16 protein-coding genes and 2 tRNA genes are annotated in these 17,040 nt (G+C 69.9%); 12 read left to right on the plus strand and 6 right to left on the minus strand.

Features of this window, described 5'->3' with window-relative positions:
• The coding region (locus ABFX54_RS52510) for a ThiF family adenylyltransferase (RefSeq protein ID WP_346114803.1) at positions 1-713 on the minus strand (713 nt) is incomplete at its 3' end.
• Positions 714-1,005: 292 nt separating this feature from the next.
• On the opposite strand from ABFX54_RS52510, the gene ABFX54_RS52515 reads away from it, so the two are divergent.
• The 3 genes from ABFX54_RS52515 (at position 1,006) to ABFX54_RS52525 (ending at position 2,952) form a co-directional block, all read left to right on the plus strand.
• Positions 1,006-1,788 (plus strand): enoyl-CoA hydratase/isomerase family protein, encoded by a 783-nt coding sequence (locus ABFX54_RS52515; protein WP_346114804.1) that lies wholly within the window; start codon positions 1,006-1,008, stop codon positions 1,786-1,788.
• Between the two features lie 67 nt (positions 1,789-1,855).
• The gene (locus ABFX54_RS52520; RefSeq protein WP_169789153.1) at positions 1,856-2,371 is read left to right on the plus strand and encodes a M48 metallopeptidase family protein; all 516 of its coding nucleotides are present in this window, start codon (positions 1,856-1,858) and stop codon (positions 2,369-2,371) included.
• Positions 2,368-2,952, plus strand: a complete 585-nt coding sequence (locus ABFX54_RS52525) for a glycosyltransferase family protein (protein ID WP_346114805.1) — start codon at positions 2,368-2,370, stop codon at positions 2,950-2,952. The genes ABFX54_RS52520 and ABFX54_RS52525 overlap by 4 nt, the downstream gene beginning before the upstream one ends.
• Positions 2,953-2,995: 43 nt before the next feature.
• Here the strand turns inward: ABFX54_RS52525 and ABFX54_RS52530 are convergent, their stop codons facing one another.
• Genes ABFX54_RS52530 through ABFX54_RS52540 form a run of 3 tightly spaced genes read right to left on the minus strand, consistent with a single transcriptional unit; the run spans position 2,996 to position 5,844 of the window.
• Complete coding sequence (locus ABFX54_RS52530) at positions 2,996-3,982, minus strand: endonuclease/exonuclease/phosphatase family protein (RefSeq protein ID WP_346114807.1); 987 nt, start codon at positions 3,980-3,982, stop codon at positions 2,996-2,998.
• A gap of 42 nt (positions 3,983-4,024) precedes the next feature.
• A complete protein-coding gene (locus ABFX54_RS52535; RefSeq protein WP_346114808.1) occupies positions 4,025-4,585 on the minus strand; it encodes an NUDIX hydrolase in 561 nt (186 codons plus the stop codon).
• Complete coding sequence (locus ABFX54_RS52540; RefSeq protein ID WP_428834664.1) at positions 4,582-5,844, minus strand: zinc-dependent metalloprotease; 1,263 nt, start codon at positions 5,842-5,844, stop codon at positions 4,582-4,584. Before ABFX54_RS52540 ends, ABFX54_RS52535 begins: the two co-directional genes overlap by 4 nt.
• Positions 5,845-5,923: 79 nt before the next feature.
• Here ABFX54_RS52540 and ABFX54_RS52545 point away from each other — a divergent pair, with 79 nt between their 5' ends.
• The 9 genes from ABFX54_RS52545 to ABFX54_RS52585 all read left to right on the plus strand — a co-directional run bounded on the left by ABFX54_RS52545 (position 5,924) and on the right by ABFX54_RS52585 (position 15,840).
• The gene (locus ABFX54_RS52545; protein WP_346114819.1) at positions 5,924-6,997 is read left to right on the plus strand and encodes an NAD-dependent epimerase/dehydratase family protein; all 1,074 of its coding nucleotides are present in this window, start codon (positions 5,924-5,926) and stop codon (positions 6,995-6,997) included.
• Between the two features lie 69 nt (positions 6,998-7,066).
• Positions 7,067-7,492 (plus strand): molybdenum cofactor biosynthesis protein MoaE, encoded by a 426-nt coding sequence (locus ABFX54_RS52550; protein WP_346114809.1) that lies wholly within the window; start codon positions 7,067-7,069, stop codon positions 7,490-7,492.
• 10 nt (positions 7,493-7,502) lie between these two features.
• Entirely contained in the window at positions 7,503-8,549 is a 1,047-nt protein-coding gene (locus tag ABFX54_RS52555) for a YlbL family protein (protein WP_346114810.1), read from the plus strand.
• 129 nt (positions 8,550-8,678) lie between these two features.
• The gene (locus ABFX54_RS52560) at positions 8,679-11,633 is read left to right on the plus strand and encodes a UPF0182 family membrane protein (RefSeq protein ID WP_346114811.1); all 2,955 of its coding nucleotides are present in this window, start codon (positions 8,679-8,681) and stop codon (positions 11,631-11,633) included.
• Between the two features lie 93 nt (positions 11,634-11,726).
• A tRNA-Met gene (locus ABFX54_RS52565) sits at positions 11,727-11,803 on the plus strand.
• 110 nt (positions 11,804-11,913) lie between these two features.
• A tRNA-Met gene (locus ABFX54_RS52570) sits at positions 11,914-11,990 on the plus strand.
• 129 nt (positions 11,991-12,119) lie between these two features.
• On the plus strand, positions 12,120-12,587 hold the full coding sequence (locus ABFX54_RS52575; protein WP_346114812.1) for a group II truncated hemoglobin: 468 nt from the start codon (positions 12,120-12,122) through the stop codon (positions 12,585-12,587).
• A gap of 35 nt (positions 12,588-12,622) precedes the next feature.
• Positions 12,623-15,163 (plus strand): DUF4118 domain-containing protein, encoded by a 2,541-nt coding sequence (locus ABFX54_RS52580; RefSeq protein WP_346114813.1) that lies wholly within the window; start codon positions 12,623-12,625, stop codon positions 15,161-15,163.
• Positions 15,160-15,840: a response regulator gene (locus ABFX54_RS52585; RefSeq protein ID WP_346114814.1), complete on the plus strand. Its 681-nt coding sequence runs from the start codon at positions 15,160-15,162 to the stop codon at positions 15,838-15,840. The genes ABFX54_RS52580 and ABFX54_RS52585 overlap by 4 nt, the downstream gene beginning before the upstream one ends.
• Positions 15,841-15,864: 24 nt before the next feature.
• Here the strand turns inward: ABFX54_RS52585 and ABFX54_RS52590 are convergent, their stop codons facing one another.
• On the minus strand, positions 15,865-15,993 hold the full coding sequence (locus ABFX54_RS52590; protein WP_346114815.1) for a hypothetical protein: 129 nt from the start codon (positions 15,991-15,993) through the stop codon (positions 15,865-15,867).
• Between the two features lie 293 nt (positions 15,994-16,286).
• Positions 16,287-16,685, minus strand: a complete 399-nt coding sequence (locus ABFX54_RS52595; RefSeq protein ID WP_346114816.1) for a hypothetical protein — start codon at positions 16,683-16,685, stop codon at positions 16,287-16,289.
• Between the last annotated feature and the right edge of the window lie 355 nt (positions 16,686-17,040).

Consider the following 17,040-nt stretch of genomic DNA (forward strand, 5'->3'; position numbering starts at 1 on the left):
GGGGGGGGGGGGGGGGGGGGGGGGGGGGGGGGGGGGGGGGGGGGGGGGGGGGGGGAAGGGGGGCGGTTGGTGGTTTGGGGGTTGCGAGGTCCGGTGGGCTCGTCGGGGCCGTGAACAGCCGCAGCCGGCGTGGCGCCGCCTGAGGTGATTCTGTTGGCTGCGGCCACCGCCCCCTCCGCCCTGGGCAGGCCCACCTCCGTCCACGTCAGCCCGCCGGGGGTGAGGTCGGCCGGCTGGGTCGTGCCGGGGTCGAGGACTCGGATGTCGCCCACGCCGGCCGCCGCCAGCAGGGCGACGACCTGGGCGCCGATGCGGCCGGCGCCGTAGACGCGTACGCGCGATCGTCTGCGGCGTTCGAAGTGGGCGATCATCCCGTCGGGAGCGGTGGAGGCGAGGTCGAGAGCGTCGAGGTCTGGTTTGAGGCGGTCTCTCTCGGCCAGCGGGAGCTCGCGCAGGGAGCCGGGGCCGGCGGCGGCGTCGTGGAGGGCGCCCTGGGCGGCGAGCTGGTCGAGCAGGGCCCGGGCGTGCGTCGCGTCGAGTCCGGCACGAGCGGCGTCGCGAAGGACGGCGTCGAGGTCGCGGGTGCCGTCGAGGCCCTCGATCCACTGCCGGACGGGTCCGGTCAGGCCGCTCAGCATGACCGCTCTCAGCGGGTGGACACCATATTGCAGGGTCTGCTCGTCACGGAGGAGGTGCCGGAGGATGGGCTTCACGCGTGGCCTCATGGCGGGAAGGTTTCCATGCCGGAGCAAGATCCCGAGAGGGTTCGGCGACGGCTGTGGATAACCGCCGGAATTGATGAAAGCGCCTGTGGACGAAGCGAAGCGAAGCGTTGATCTGTGGAAAGATCATTCCTTCAAGGGGTCTCTGGCGCCTCCGCCTCTCCCGCCGCGATGCGCGATCATCGACCTGCGTGATGAACAGCGACGAGCATCTTGCCCGTACGTGATCACCGCCGACCACCGGGCCCAGGCATGATCACCGCCAAGCGTTACGCTTCCCGGCATGGACGAGCTCTTGGTTGATCGTAAGGACGACGGAGTCGTACTCATCACCCTCAATCGCCCCGCCATGCGTAACGCGATGACCGACGCCATGACCGCCCGATGGCGCGAAACCATGTCCGAGCTGGCCACCGACAAAGACGCGAGGTGCCTGGTGGTCACGGGCGCCGGCACGGCGTTCTCCTCAGGCGGCGACCTGTCGTGGATCGGCGAGCGCGGCGCGGAGGCCGTGCCCAGGCTGCGTGAGCGTATGCTCGCCTTCTACCGCACTTGGCTGATGATCACCGAGCTGGAGATCCCCACGGTCGCCGCCGTCAACGGCCCGGCCGTCGGTGCGGGGCTGTGCGTGGCGCTGGCCTGCGACCTCGTGTACGCGGCCGACGACGCCAAGCTGCTGGCCCCGTTCACCTCGCTGGGGCTGCACCCGGGCATGGCCGCCACCTATTTGCTGCCGCGCAGGGCGGGCGCGGGGCTCGCGCGGGAGATGCTGCTGACGGGCCGCAGCCTGTCCGGAACGGAAGCAGCGGCTAAAGGGTTGGTAAATCAATCTTTCCCGAAAAATGACCTAATGTCGGAAGTGGACGGCATCGCCGCGAAGATCGCGCAGAACGCACCCATTGCCACAAGGCTCACCAAAGTAGCCCTCAACCAAGACCATCAAGACCTGGAAGCCGCTCTGAGGTGGGAATCCTTGGCCCAGCCCGTGACCATGGCCTCCGCCGACATGATCGAGGGCCTCGCGGCACATCGGGAAAGGCGCATGCCCAAATTCACCGGCTCTTAATCATCTGACCAGCAGAAACAACGTCCACCCTCTGTGGAATTTCGCCAGTCTCGGCTACCGTGCATATGTGCCCCCCGAGACAGTCGAGGTTCGTCGCAGTTCTCGTCGCCGGCGTACGGTCTCCGCCTACCGCGACGGCGACAAGACGATCGTGCTCCTGCCCGCCTGGTTGAGCGGCGAAGACGCGGATGAGTGGGTGAGCCGGATGCTGGATCGGCTGGCCGCCAAGGAACGCCGAAGAAGGCCCACCGACGAGGCGCTGCTTGAGCGGGCCAAGGAGCTGTCGGCCAAATATCTGGACGGCGAGCCCGACCCCGTGAGCGTGCGCTGGGTCGACAACCAGCAGCACCGCTGGGGCTCCTGCACCCCCGAGACGGGCACGATCCGGATCTCCACCAGGCTCAAGGGCCTGCCCGAGTGGGTCATCAACTATGTGATCATCCACGAGCTGGTGCACCTGCTGGTGCCCAGCCACGGGGCCAAGTTCTGGGCGCTGGTAGAACAGTATCCGAAGGCGGAGCGGGCCCGCGGGTTCCTCGAGGGATTCTCCGCGGCGGCCCACACGGCACCGGAGGAGTGTTGACGCGCATCGCCGCGGTCCTCGTCCATCAGCACATGGCACAGGCGGCCCCGCCTGGCGTCGACCCCAGGGAGTTCCTGGAGGCGGTGGCCGAAGACACCTACGAGATGGTCGCCGGCCTCGACCTCGTCACGCCGGTCCTGCTCACCAGCGTCCCCGGCCTGGACGACCTCGTCTGGCCGGGCACCGAGGTGATCTCGATCGCCGAGGGCGAACCGCTCAGGACGACCCTCGCCCGCCTCGACGCGGAGCAGGCGGCCGTGATCAGCGCCGACGCCCCGGACTTGCCGCCGCTGCTGGTCGGCAAGCTGTTCAGGGAGCTGGGCCGGGCCGAGATCGCCGTCTGCCCGGCGGAGAACGGCGGCGCCGTGGCCCTGGCCTGCGCGCTGCCCCCGCCCGCCTGGGCGGACCCCGATCTCGACGCGTACGACATCGTCAAGGAGCTGCGCGCCCAGGCCCCAGGCCCGCGCCGGGTCGCCACCACCCCCGGCTGGCACCGCCTGCGCGCACCTGAGGACGTCGCCCGCCTCGACCCCGGCCTCGAAGGCTGGGACAACACCAGAGCGCTGGTCGGGGCAGGTTGAGAGCTCCGCCACCCCGAGCTGAGCGCCGACCGGGGCAGGCCGATCAGGGCAGGCTGAGCCGGGCCAGCACGGCCCGGTGGTCGGTGCCCGGCACGTCGCGCACGCTGACCTCCTGCACCCCCACCCGCTGATCCACCAGCACATGATCGATCGTGATGAACGGCGGCACCCGCTTGCCGGCCGGCCACGTCGGGATCAGCCCGGCCCCCACCTGGTCGGCCGCGTCCTTGTAGCCCCGCGACAGCACCCCGCGCAGCGCGGCGTGGTCGAGCGAGGCGTTGAAGTCGCCGGCGATGATCCGGATCCGGTCGGGGGAGGTGGAGGGGAAGGCGGCCATTGCCTCGTTCCAGCCGGTGACCTGCGGGCCCAGCGGCGGGAACGGATGCGCGTCCACGAACTCGATCGGCTTGCCGCCCGGCACCGAGATCAGCGCCGCGGGCATCTGGTGGCCGACGGGCGGCATCAGGTCCCAGAGCGCCTCCATCGGGTAGCGGGAGTAGATGCCGCTCCCTCCGGCGCTCCACTCGGCCTGGAGCACGCGGTGCGGCATGATCTCCTTCAGCCCGTCCGCGTCCAGGTCGGCGACCGCCCCGGGGGTCAGCTCCTGGGTGCTGAGCACGTCGGGGGCGAACTCGCGTACCAACCGCATGATCGACGCGACGTCGGCCCGGCCGAACAGCATGTTGATCGTCATGACCCGCAGCGGCCGCCCCGACGCGGCGTCGGCGGTGCCGAGCGCCCTGGGCAGCACGCTGAAGCCGAGCGCGGTCGTCGCGAGCAGCGCGACGGCGGCCGCGGCGCGCTTGCGTCCGACGGCGGCGATCAGGAGCGGCACCAGAGAACCCGCCGCCGCGTACGGGGTCGCCGTCATGAGCTGGGTGGGCAGTGAGCCGCGCTCCAGCCCGGCCACCCTGACCAGCGCCCAGGCGGCGAACGGCGTCACCGCCACCCACGTCAGCGCCGTCGCGGGGAACTTCCTGCGCTTTCGCACCGGTGTCACGATGGTGCCGCCGACAGGCGATGTCTCCACGCAAGCCCCCTTTGGAACGACGCAAAACGCCGCAGATGGACTCTAGCCAAGCGCGCGTGAATCCGAGGTAAGGGCGGCCTGTCCGCGTGCGGCCAAACGGCGGGTCGCCTCGTCGGACAGCTCGGGGATCTCGTCCACAGGGAACCAGCGCAGGTCGAGCGACTCGTCGCTCATCACGGCCTCGGCGCCGGCCGGGGCCACCGCCGCGTACTCGACGTCGAGGTGCCAGCAGCGCGGCGGATGGCACCACACGGCGTGCCGGTCGAGCGCGAGCGGGCCCGGCAGCAGCCGGAGCCCGGAGATCCCCGACTCCTCCCACGCCTCCCGCAGCGCCACCGCCGCGAGGGACGTGTCGGAGATCTCACAGTGGCCGCCCATGGGCAGCCACATCTTGGCCTTCGGATGCAGGGTGAGCAGCACCTTGGCGCCGTCGTGCGACAGCACCGCGGTCGTCGCCGTCAGATGCCCGGGCACGCACTCGCGCAGCATGGCGTCGTCGTGCTCGCGCAGGTGGTCGAGGAACTGCTCGCGCAGCGCCTCCTCCCCGGGGGTGGGCGCCGTCCAGGTGGACAGCACCGCCACCGCGTCGTGGTGCAGGCTCAACCCTGGCCGCCCTCGCCGTCGTCGTCGGGCTTGGCGTCGAGCTGCGAGATGTCCCAGGCCGTGTCTCCGCGTACGAACGCGTCGGGGTCGTCGAGGTCGTCGGCCGTCGGCATGAGGTCGGGGTGGCTCCACAGCGCGTCGCGCCCGTCGACGCCGCGCTCGCCCTCCAGCGCCCGCCACAGTGCCGCCGCCTCGCGCAGCCGCCTGGGCCGCAGCTCCAGCCCCACCAGCGTGCCGAACGTCAGCTCGGCGGGCCCGCCGGTGGCGCGACGGCGGCGTACGGTCTCCGCCAGCGCCACGGCGGAGGGCAGCTTGCCGTCGGCGGCCTGGTCGACCACCGTCGCCACCCAGCCCTCGACCAGCGCGAGCATCGTCTCCAGCCGCGCCAGGGCGGCCTTTTGCCGCTCGGTCTCCTCGGGCTTGAGCAGGTTGCCCCCGCTCAGCGCCTCCTGGATGGCCTCGGGGTTGTTGATGTCGAGCCCGCGGATCTGCTCTTCGAGCGCGGAGGTGTCGACCGTGATGCCCCTGGCGTATTCCTCGACCGCCCCCAGCAGGTGTGAGCGCAGCCACGGCACGTGCTGGAACAGCCGGTGGTGCGCGGCCTCGCGCAGCGCCAGGTAGAGCCTGATCTCGTCGGCGGGGACCTCCAGGCCCTCGCTGAAGGAGGCGATGCCGCCGGGCAGCAGCGCGGCCGTGTCGGACAGCGGCAGGCCGATGTCGGTGGTGCCGATGACCTCGCGGGCCAGCGAGCCGAGCGCCTGCCCGATCTGCTGGCCGACCATCATGCCGCCCATCTGCTTGAGCATGCCCATGAGCGGCCCGGCCATCTGCTGGGCCTCAGGGGGCAGCCCTGAGCCGCCGAGCGCGCCGCCCATGGTCTCGACCATGCGCTCCGCGATCGGTTCGCAAAGCTTTCGCCAAATCGGGATCGTGTTCTCGATCCACTCAGACCGGCTCCAGGCCTGCGGGTTGGACACGCCGCTCGGCAGCGCGGTCGCCTCGTTGAGCCACAGGTCGGCCAGGCTGAGCGCCTCGACGATCTGACGGCGCTCGCCTTCCATGACACTCGGGTCGCCCTCGGCGACCACGGCGTGCCGGGCGATGTTCTTGGCCATGTCCCAGTTGACAGGGCCTGAACCCTGGGGCGCCGACAACATGTCGGCGAACTGGCGCATCGCCTGAGCCATCTGCTCAGGGTTGCCGAACATGGCGAACGGGTTCTCGTTGGGGTCGTTTTCGCGACCTGGCAGGTCAGTCACCGCTCTACCTCGTGCAGGATGGAGGAGTCCACATCCGCCACGTTAGCCGTCCTACGGCGGATCAGTGCAAAGTGAGGACCTGGTGCCTACCTCGAAACGCCCGCGTCAACCCGTCGTCGCCGTAACGGGCGCGGCCTCCGGACTAGGCCGCGAAGTGCTCGTGAAGCTCGTCTCCTCCGCGGATTTCCGCAGAGTGGTGGCCATTGACGAAGAACGCGGTGACGTCCAGGAAGCCACGTGGAGGGTGATCGACGTCCGAGATCCGCTCTTGGCGAACCGGATCTCCGACATCGACGTGCTGATCCATCTGGCCGGCGACTACGCCGTCGACTCCGACCCGGCCGAGCGGCGCGCCTACAACCTGCGCGCCGCCCAGACGGTGCTGACCGCCTGCGCCGCCGCGCGCGTCCGCCGTGCGGTGCTCGTCACCAGCGCGATGGTGTACGGCGCCGCGCCCGACAACGAGGTGCCGCTGCCCGAGGACGCCCCGGTGGCGGCCGAGCCCGACACCGGCGTCGTGGGCGACTTCCTGGAGATCGAGTCCCTCGTGCGCAGGTCGCTGCGCAGTCACCCGGGCGTGGAGGTGACCGTCCTGCGCCCGGCCGCGGTCGTCGGCCCCGGCGTCGACACGGTGCTCACCCGCCACTTCGAGTCGCCCAGGCTGCTGACCGTCAAGGGCTGCAGCCCGCACTGGCAGTTCTGCCACATCGACGACCTCGTCTCAGCGCTGGAACTGGCGGCGCGCGGCGTGGTCAGCGGCGTGCTGGCGGTCGGCTCGGACGGCTGGCTGGAGCAGGAGCAGGTCGAGGAGCTGTCCGGCATCCGCAGCCTGGAGCTGCCCGCCGGCCTGACCTTCGGCACGGCGCAGCGCCTGCACCGCCTCGGCGTCACCCCGGCCCCCGCCACCGACCTGCACTACGTCGTCTATCCGTGGGTGGTCGACTGCGCGGTGCTGCGCGAGGCGGGCTGGAAACCGGCGTGGACCAACGAGGCAGCGCTGCGGCAGCTCATGGAGCTGCGCGAGAACAGGACGACCGTGGTCGGCCGGCGCCTGCCGGTCAAGGAGGCCACGCTGACCGCCGCCGGCGCCACCGTGGCCGTGATCGGCACCGCCGCCATCGTCCGCCAGGTCCGCAGAAAGCGCCGCCAATGATGCTTCTTCGCGGCTGATGCTTCTTCGCGGCGCGTAAGAAACGCGGCCGGTAAAGGTTAGGCTTTTTCCGTGGACGTCATCCGGTTGCTCGGCATTCGTGACACACCGCTCTCGGTCGACGAGGTGCTGGCCGCCGTCGGCGACCACGCCGCGGGCGGCACCACGTTCTTCGTGGGCACCGTCCGCGAGCAGGACCACGGCAAGGCGGTGACCGGCCTGTCCTACTCGGCGCATCCGACCGCCGAGGCCGAGCTGCGCCAGGTGGCGGAGAAGGTGGCCGCCGACTTCCCGGTGACGGCGCTAGCCGCCGTGCACAGGGTGGGCGACCTCGCGCTGGGCGACACGGCGGTGATCGTCGCCGTCGCCGCGCCCCACAGGGACGAGGCGTTCAAGGCCGCGCGGCGGCTGATCGACGACCTCAAGGCACACGTCCCCATCTGGAAACACCAGGTGTTCTCCGACGGCGAGACCGAGTGGGTCGGCGCCGGAGAATAAGCTCATCGACATGTCACGACGCGCCCTGACCCTGCTGCTCGCGGGTTTCCTCGTGCTCGCGTTCGGGGTGGTGGGCGCCTTCCGTCCTGTCCCGTACGTCGTGCTGAGCCCAGGGCCGACGGAGAACACCATCGGCGAGGTCGACAAGAAGCCGGTCATCTCGATCAAGGGTCGGCAGACCTACCCCACCAAGGGCGCGCTCCACCTGGTCACGGTGGCCTACCAGGGCGGCCCCGCCGCCCAGATCGACCTGCTCACGGCCCTGCGGGGCTGGATCGACCCCACCGTGGCGGTGGTCCCGCAGGAGACCATCTTCGCTCCCGACCGCGATCCGAAACAGGTCGAGGAGGAAAACGCGGTCGAGATGACCAACTCCCAGGACTCCGCGACCGCCGCCGCGCTCAACGAGCTCAAGATCCCTTACTCGATGGCCGTGAGCGTGGCCTACACCGAGAAGGGCAAGCCCGCCGACGGCAAGCTGAAGAAGGACGACGAGATCGTCGCCGTCGACGGCAAGGCGGCCAAGGACGTCACCGCCGTCAGCGACGCGGTCAAGGCGCACAAGACGGGCGACAACGTCGTCTTCACCATCACCCGCGGCAAGGACAAGCTCGACGTCACCGTGCCGACCGTGGCGGGCCCCAAAGGGCAGCCTCTGGTGGGGGTGACGATGCAGGCGAAATACAAGTTCCCGTTCGAGGTCGACATCAACGTGGGCGACGTCGGCGGGCCCAGCGCCGGGCTGATGTTCTCGCTCGGCATACTCGACAAGCTCACGCCAGGCGAGCTCACCGGCGGCAAGCAGATCGCCGGCACCGGCACGATCGATCCCGGCGGCGCCGTCGGGCCGATCGGCGGGATCGCGCAGAAGATGGTCGGGGCGAAGGATTCCGGCGCCACGATCTTCCTGACCCCGGCCGACAACTGCGCGGAGGCCATGAAAGCCGCGCCCGACGGGCTGCGGCTGGTCAGAGCGGACACGTTGCACAGCGCGGTGCAGGCGCTCGACGCGCTGCGCACCGGCAAGGGCGAGGTGCCCGCTTGTGAGACCGGATGAAACTTCTGGCCATCGCCGTGCGTTAGTCGTAGGGCTGGCACAGCGGTGTAGGTTGCCAGACACGGACCGTTTCTTCATTACGACGAGGGGTTGGCCTTGAGCTTCCGGACCCCAGGAGCCGGCAGGGCGATGCGCTTGCCCCGCCGACCGCGACTGCTTCTGCCTGTGGCGATCGCTCTGGTAGTGATCGTCGCGCTCTTTTTCCTTTTTTCGGGCATCTATACCGATTTTTTGTGGTTTGACTCGACCGGGTTCACCTCGGTCTTCAGCGGAGTGCTGCTGACCCAGATCGTGCTGTTCCTGGCCGGAGCGGTGCTGATGGTCGCCATCGCGGGCGGCAACATGCTGCTGGCCTTCCGCACCCGGCCCATGTTCGGGCCGGCGATGTTCGGCGGGGGCAGCGGAGCCGACCGCTACCGCATGGCGCTCGATCCCCACCGAAAGCTGATCTTCATCGTCGGCATGGGGTTGCTCGCGCTCTTCTCCGGCTCCTCGTTCGCGGGGCAGTGGAAGACCTGGCTGCAGTTCAGCAACGGCGCGTCCTTCGGCAAGCAGGACCCGATGTTCGGCTACGACATCGCGTTCTTCATGTTCGACTATCCGTTCATCCGGATGGTGCTGAACTTCCTGTTCACCGCCGTGATCATCTCCATCGTGCTGGCGGCGATCACCCACTACCTCTACGGCGGGTTCCGGCTGCAGTCGCCCGGCGTGCACGCCTCCAGGGCGGCCCGCGTCCACCTGTCGGTGCTGCTGGGCATCTTCGTCCTGCTCAAGGCCGTCGCCTACTGGATGGACCGCTTCGGCCTGGTCTTCTCCGACCGGGGCTTCGTCCACGGCGCCTCCTACACCGACGTCAACGCCGTGCTGCCGGCCAAGACCATCCTCGCGATCATCGCGCTGATCTGCGCCGCGCTGTTCTTCGCCGGCGTCGTGCGCCCCGGCGGCATGCTGCCCGGCGTCTCCTTCGGCCTGCTCGTGCTCTCGGCCATCCTGATCGGCGGCGTCTACCCGGCGCTGGTCGAGCAGTTCCAGGTCAAGCCCAACCAGCAGGGCAAAGAGGCCGCCTACATCCAGCGCAACATCGACGCGACGCGGGCGGCGTACAACGTCGACAAGACCGAGGTGGAAAACTACAACGCCCAGGCCGACCCCACCAAGGTCCAGTCCAAGGGCGACACCTCCGTCTCCGGCGTGCGCCTGCTCGACCCGGCGCTGGTCTCCTCGACCTACGAGCAGACCCAGCGGATCAGGGGCTTCTACAGCTTCGCCGACCCGCTCGACGTCGACCGCTACCCCGACAGCTCGGGCAAGCTGATCGACCACATCGTCGGCGTCCGCGAGCTGACCAGCCCGCCCGAGGGCCAGAACAACTGGATCAACCGCGCCCTCGTCTACACCCACGGCTACGGCTTCGTCGCCGCGCCGGGCAACCAGGTCGACTCCAGCGGCCTGCCCGCCTACGACGCCAAGGACATGCCGGTCACCGGCCCGCTGGTCACCAGCACCAACCTCAAGGAGCCGCGCGTCTACTACGGCGAGGACCCGGCCTCGGCCGAATACGTGATCGCGGGCGGCAACCCCAACAACCCGCAGGAGCTCGACTATCCGGAGACGGGCGGCACGGGTCAGAAGAACACGACCTACACCGGCACCGGCGGCGTGCCCGTCGGCTCGTTCGTCAACAGGCTCGTCTACGCCGCCAAGTACAGCGAGGCGAACATCGTCCTCTCCGGCGACATCAACGACAACTCCAAGATCCTGTACGTGCGTCACCCGCGCGACAGGGTGCAGAAGGTCGCGCCCTACCTCACCCTCGACGGCAACCCGTACCCGGCGATCGTCGACGGGCGCATCCAGTGGATCGTCGACGGTTACACGACCTCCAACGACTATCCGTACTCGCAGAGCGAAAGCCTCGGCGACATGACGCGCGACACCTCCACGGACCGTCGCGTGATCGCCCAGCAGCCGAGCGACAAGATCAACTACATCCGCAACTCGGTGAAGGCCACCGTGGACGCCTACGACGGCACGGTCAAGCTCTACGCCTGGGACAACAACGACCCGGTGCTCAAGACGTGGAGCAACGCCTTCCCCGGCACCATCCGCCCGGCGTCGGAGATGAGCCCCGACCTGCGCGCGCACGTGCGCTACCCGGAAGACCTGTTCAAGGTGCAGCGCTACACCCTGTCGCGCTACCACATCACCAACCCGGCCGCCTTCTACAGCGGCCAGGACTTCTGGAACGTCCCTGGCGACCCGACGCAGGGCGACAAGAACATCAAGCAGCCGCCCTACTACCTGACCACCACGATGCCGGGCGGCACGCCCGCGTTCTCGCTGACCACGACGTTCGTGCCGCGGCAGGGCCCCAACCTGGCGGCCTTCATGGCGGTCGACTCGTCGGCGGGCGCCGACTACGGCCGCATGCGCATCCTGCGCATGCCGTCGAGCACGCCCATCCCAGGCCCAGGACAGGCGCAAAACTCCTTCCAGAGCCGCTTCGCGGGTGAGCTCAACCTGCTCGGCGTGGGTGCCTCGTCGGTCCGCTACGGCAACCTCCTGACGCTCCCGTACGCGGGCGGCCTGGTCTACATCGAACCGGTGTACATCCAGGTGGCCGCGGGCGGCGGGCAGGAGCCGTACCCGATCCTGCAGCGGGTGCTGGTGTCGTTCGGCAGCAAGATCGGTGTGGCGCGCACCCTGGACGAGGCGCTCCAGGAGGTCTTCGGCAGCGAGCAGGAAGAACAGGCGCAGCCGAGCGACCAACAGCAACAGGGGCGGCCCGAACAGGCCAACACGGCGCTCAACTCGGCCATCTCCAACGCCAAGAAGGCCTACGCGGACGCGCAGAAGGCCCTTCAGGCCAGCCCGCCCGACTGGGACGCCTACGGCGACGCCCAGAAGCGGCTGGAGGAGGCGCTGAAGGCGCTGGAAGGGGCGAACACGCAGCAGGAGCCCGCGCCGTCGCCCTCGGCCTCACCGTCGGCCAGCGCGTCACCCACGGCCACCGCGGCGCCGACCGGGTCGCCGCCGGCGACACCGCCACCGGCGTCGCCGTCGGCCTCTCCGACCGGTTAGCCGGCCCGGAAACCGGCCCGGAATCGGGGCGGAAACAGGATCTGGTTTGCGCACACCCCGCGTCGCCGATAGGCTTGTAAAGCACGAAGACGACGCGGGGTGGAGCAGTTCGGTAGCTCGCTGGGCTCATAACCCAGAGGTCGCAGGTTCAAATCCTGCCCCCGCTACCAGGCCGAAGGCCCGGGATTTCGACATCGGAAACCCGGGCTTTCGCGTGTGAGCGGGGGATCACGGTCCATCCACTCTCAGAAGGCCTGTATAGTAACTAGTGACACACCGACGCGGGGTGGAGCAGTTCGGTAGCTCGCTGGGCTCATAACCCAGAGGTCGCAGGTTCAAATCCTGTCCCCGCTACCAAAGAAATCCCCGGTCGCCGGAACATCCGGCGGCCGGGGATTTTTCGTATGTGCCCATGGCTAGGTGGCTGCCGTTCATGTCCGAATAATGCCCTTGTTTCATGTCCCACGGTGGTGATTACATGATTACATGGCTGATGAGACAGTGCCCACCCTGTACGAATGGGCCGGCGGCACCGAGGCGCTGGAACGGCTGACCGAGGCCTTCTACCGCAGTGTCGTCAAGGACGACCTGATCGGGCCGCTGTTCGCGCACATGGACGGCGATCATCCGAAGTACGTGGCGATGTGGCTCGGCGAGGTCTTCGGCGGCCCCGACCGCTACACCCGCGAACGCGGCGGCTATCCCAACATGCTCCGCCACCACCTCGGCAAGGCCATCACCGAGCCGCAGCGGCGCAGATGGGTGAGCCTGCTCATGGACGCGGCCGACGAGGTCGGGCTGCCAGACGATCCCGAGTTCAGGGCGGCGTTCGCGGGTTACATCGAATGGGGCACCCGGCTGGCCAGGTCCAACTCCGAGCCCGGCGCGACCCCGCCTGCCCAGGCGCCGGTGCCGCACTGGGGCTGGGGCGTGGCGCCGCCGTACCAGCCTTAGTCCTGCGGCTCAACCTGGCCCCTTAACCTGGAGGAATGGGAGGCAGGCCCCGAGGGCGGCTGCGCGTCCACCTGGGCGTCGCGCCCGGGGTGGGCAAGACGTACGCCATGCTCAGCCAGGCGCGGCGCGCCCGCGAACGGGGCGAGGACGTCGTCGTGGGCCTCGTCGAGACCCACGGTCGTGCCGCGACCGCCCGCCTCCTCGACGGCCTGGAGGTCCTGCCCCTGCGGACCCTGCCGTACCGGGGGACGACGTTCACCGAGCTGGACGTAGATGCCGTCATCGCGCGCGCTCCCGCGCTCGTCCTGATCGACGAGCTGGCCCACACCAACGTCCCCGGCTCGCGCAACGCCAAGCGCTGGCAGGACGTGGCCGAGATCCTCGAGGCCGGGATCGACGTCGTCTCCGCCGTCGGCGTCCAGCACGTCGCATCGCTGAACGACGAGGTCGAACGGATCACGGGGGTGCGGCAGCGGGAGACCGTACCGGATGAGGTGCTGCGGCGAGCCGACCGGATCGAGCTCGTCGATCTGCCGCCAGAGACGCTGCGGCGGCGGCTGGCCCACGGGGAGCTCTACCCGGCCGACCAGGTGGACGCGGCCCTCACCGGCTACTTCCGCCTCGGCAACCTGACCGCCCTGCGGGAGCTCGCCCAGCGCTGGCTGGCGGCCGACTCGCGACTCGGCCCCGACCGGGACGAGCGGCTCGGTCCTGATCGGGACGGGCGGGTGGACGGCGAGCGGCCCGGTCTCCCGGGTACGCGTTCGTGGGAGGCGCGTGAGCGGGTGGTGGTCGCGCTCACGGGCGGGCCGGAGGGCGACACGCTCGTACGGCGGGCAGCCCGCATCGCCGCCAGAGGCAAGAACGCGAACGTCGATCTGCTGGCCGTCCACGTCACCAACGCCGACGGGCCGCCGGATGGCGACCCCGCCACCCTGGTACGCCAGCGCGCCCTCGTCGAGACCCTGGGCGGCACTTACCACCAGGTGGTCGGCGAGGACGTGCCGCGGGCGCTGCTGGAGTTCGCCCGTGGCGTGCACGCCACACAGCTCGTGCTCGGCGCGTCGCGGCGGCGGTGGCCGTTCGCGCGCGGGGTCGGTGCGACGACCTCGGCGCTGTCGGGCCCGATCGACGTGCACATCGTGCCGCACGAGGCCACCGGCCTGGGCCGCGGTCTGGCCCGGCCGGGTCCCGTGCTGACGCGGACGCGGAGGTTGTCGGGCTGGGCGCTGGCGCTGCTCGGGATGCCGCTGCTGGCGGCCGTGCTCGTGCCGCTGGGCCTGTCGCTGCCCAGCGAGCTGCTGCTCTTCCTGCTGCTCGTCGTGGCCGCCGCCATGGCGGGCGGCATGTGGCCCGCGCTGACTGCGGCAGTGTTCGCGTTCGGGCTGCTCAACTGGTTCTTCACGCCGCCGGTGCGCACCCTGACCGTCGCCAGGCCGGAGAACGTGCTCGCGCTGGCCATCTTCGTCCTGGTGGCCGTCATGGTCAGCACGGTCGTGGACCTGGCGGCCAGACGCAGCAGGGAGGCGGCGCGCTCGCGTGCCGACGCCGAGGTGCTGTCCACGCTGGCCGGCCACGTGCTGCGGGGCGAGTCGGCGCTGCCGTCGCTGCTGGCCAGGACGCGGGAAACGTTCGGGCTGAGCGCGGTGACCCTGCTCGAACGCAGCGACGAGTCCGGCGAGTGGCGGGTCGTGGCCACGTCGGGAGGAATGCCCGCCACCAGTCCGGGATCGGCCGACACCGACATCGCGGTGGACGACCGGCTCGTGCTGGCCGCGCGGGGGCGTCCGCTGGAGGCGAACGAGCGCAAGGTGCTGGAGGCGTTCGGGGCCCAGGCGGCGGTGGCACTGCGGCAGCAGCGGTTGCGTGAGGTCGCCGACCGGGCCGGGCCGCTGGCCGAGGTCGACCGCATGCGTACGGCGCTGCTCGCCGCCGTCGGCCACGATCTGCGTACGCCGCTCGCCTCCGCCAGGGCGGCGGTCGAGAGCCTGCGCAGCACCGACGTCACCTGGACCGAGGAGGATCGGGGCGAACTGCTCGCCACCGCCGACGAGTCGCTGATCAAACTGAACCGCCTCGTGTCCAACCTGCTCGACATGAGCCGCCTCCAGGCCGGAGCCCTCGGCGTGCGGCTCGAACCGGTGGCGATCGAGGACGTGCTGCCGCACGCCGTGGACGACCTCGGCCCCCTGCGCGACCGCCTCGAAACCGACATACCGCCTGGCCTGCCCGAGATCTCGGCCGACCCCGCGCTGCTGGAACGCGTACTGGTCAACCTGATCACGAACGCCGTGCGCCACAACCCCGGCGGCGAACCCGTACGCGTCACCGCCGGCTCCCACGGCGGCGACGTGGAGATCCGCGTCATCGACCGGGGCCCCGGCATTCCCGCCGAAGCGCATGAAAGGGTGTTCCTGCCGTTCCAGCGGCTCGGCGACCGTGACAACCACGCGGGCGTGGGGCTCGGGCTGGCGCTCTCACGCGGCCTCACCGAGGCGATGGGAGGCACGCTCATGCCTCAGGACACGCCAGGAGGAGGACTGACCATGACCATCTCGCTGCGGCGGGCCTCATGACGCGCGTACTCGTGGTGGACGACGAGCCGCAGATCCTGCGGGCCCTGCGCGTCAACCTGGCCGCCAGGCAGTACGAGGTCGCGGTGGCGCCCGACGGCGGCACGGCCCTGCGCCAGTCCGCCGAGTGGCACCCCGACCTCATCATCCTCGATCTCGGGCTGCCTGACCTCGACGGGGTGGAGGTCATCCAGGGCCTGCGCGGCTGGACCACGGTGCCGATCATCGTCCTGTCCGGGCGCGCGGACAGCACCGACAAGGTGGACGCTCTCGACGCCGGCGCCGACGACTACGTGACCAAACCGTTCAGCATCGACGAACTGCTCGCGCGGGTGCGCGCGGTGACGCGCCGCACGGGTCAGCAGGACGAGGAGAACGCCACGGTACGGGTGGGCGACCACGTCGTCGACCTCGCCGACAAGACGGTCTCGGGCGGGGTGCACCTGACGCCCACGGAGTGGCACTTCCTGGAGCTGCTGGTGCGCAATCCCGGCAAGCTGATCAGCCAGCGGCAGTTGCTCACCGAGGTGTGGGGGAGCGCGTACCTCAAGGAGACGCACTACCTGCGCCAGTACATGGCCCAGCTGCGGCGCAAGCTCGAACGGGACCCGGCGCATCCGGTGCAGCTCCTGACGGAGCCCGGGATGGGGTACCGATTCCAGCCACTGCCGCCGGAGTGACCCAGGGTCTGGCGATTGCCGGATTCAGACCCGGCCGCCGGGCATCCTGAACGCCTTCCGTACGGCCCAGCCCAGAAGGAGGAGGCCGAAGACGACCTGCACGACGCGCATCCAGAGGGAAGAGCCCTGATCCGCGTAAATCACGATGCCCACCCACATCAGGCCAAATAGCCCAACCAAGATGATTGCCGCCCAGTTCAGCCCCCGCTGCCACATATGCGAAGTCTTACAGGCGGTGGGCCAAGGGCAGGTATGCCCGAAGTCGTCATCACACCAGCGTGAACCGACTGTCGGCCACGTGGGCTGCGTGACCCGGCCTGAGCGGCCGGGAGCCGGGCAGTCCTGGGCGGATCACCTGGGTGGCGTGACCGGAGCCGGGCGGCCATGGAGCGGCGGCATCACCGACGGCGCTGGACCGGCGGTCTGAATGGTGCGGGCACGGGTGCTTACCGGCGGAGGGTGCGGCCGGTGCCGACGCAGCGGCGCAGGCGCATGCCGCGCGGCCGTCGCGGCGCCGGCTCCTCCAGGCAGGCGAGCAACGCCGCCGCCGCACGCGCGTCGGACAGGATGCGCTGCACGGCCTCCCCGTCCTCCGGCAGCTGACCGCGCTCGGCCAGCTCGTGCCTCAGGAACGCCAGCGGCTCCGCCTCGCCGACCGTGTCCGCCGCCACCGTCGCGCGCGCGGCCGTGAGCAGGCGCAGGTAGTGGGTGCGCAGGACGGCCTCACGCATGCGCGCGTGTTCGAGGTCGTCGATCAAAGTCCTGGCGATGCGCAGCAGGTCACCTGCGTGGGTCGCCTCGTCGGCGAGGAACGCGCGAATGTCGTCGAACTCCGACCGGGTCATGGCCGCCACCTCCGAGAGCGCAGTCTGCTCGTACGTACTTCGTACGTGAGAACGATTGCGGATGACTTGCCATCGACTTGCGATCGGAGGCGTCGTCCAGGGGGTGGACAGGTGAGGTTTGAGGGTCTGGTGGTGAGGGGAGAACCGTCTGATTACCTGAGTCGGCCAAAGTGGGCGCGCCAGGCTGCTAGAGTTGCTTCGCGCAGGGCGGCCAAGAGGTTCCTAGAGCTTCGGAAGATGCCCGGCAAATCCCACTACCTTCAGGGTCGTCCTTCGATGGTGACAAACCACTTCGGATGAGCTGGTAAGTTAGAGGGGTTGTCTCCGAAAGGGGGCGGCGCTTAATTCCCGCAGG

This window comes from Nonomuraea maheshkhaliensis, from assembly GCF_039529435.1.
Lineage (GTDB): Bacteria > Actinomycetota > Actinomycetes > Streptosporangiales > Streptosporangiaceae > Nonomuraea > Nonomuraea maheshkhaliensis.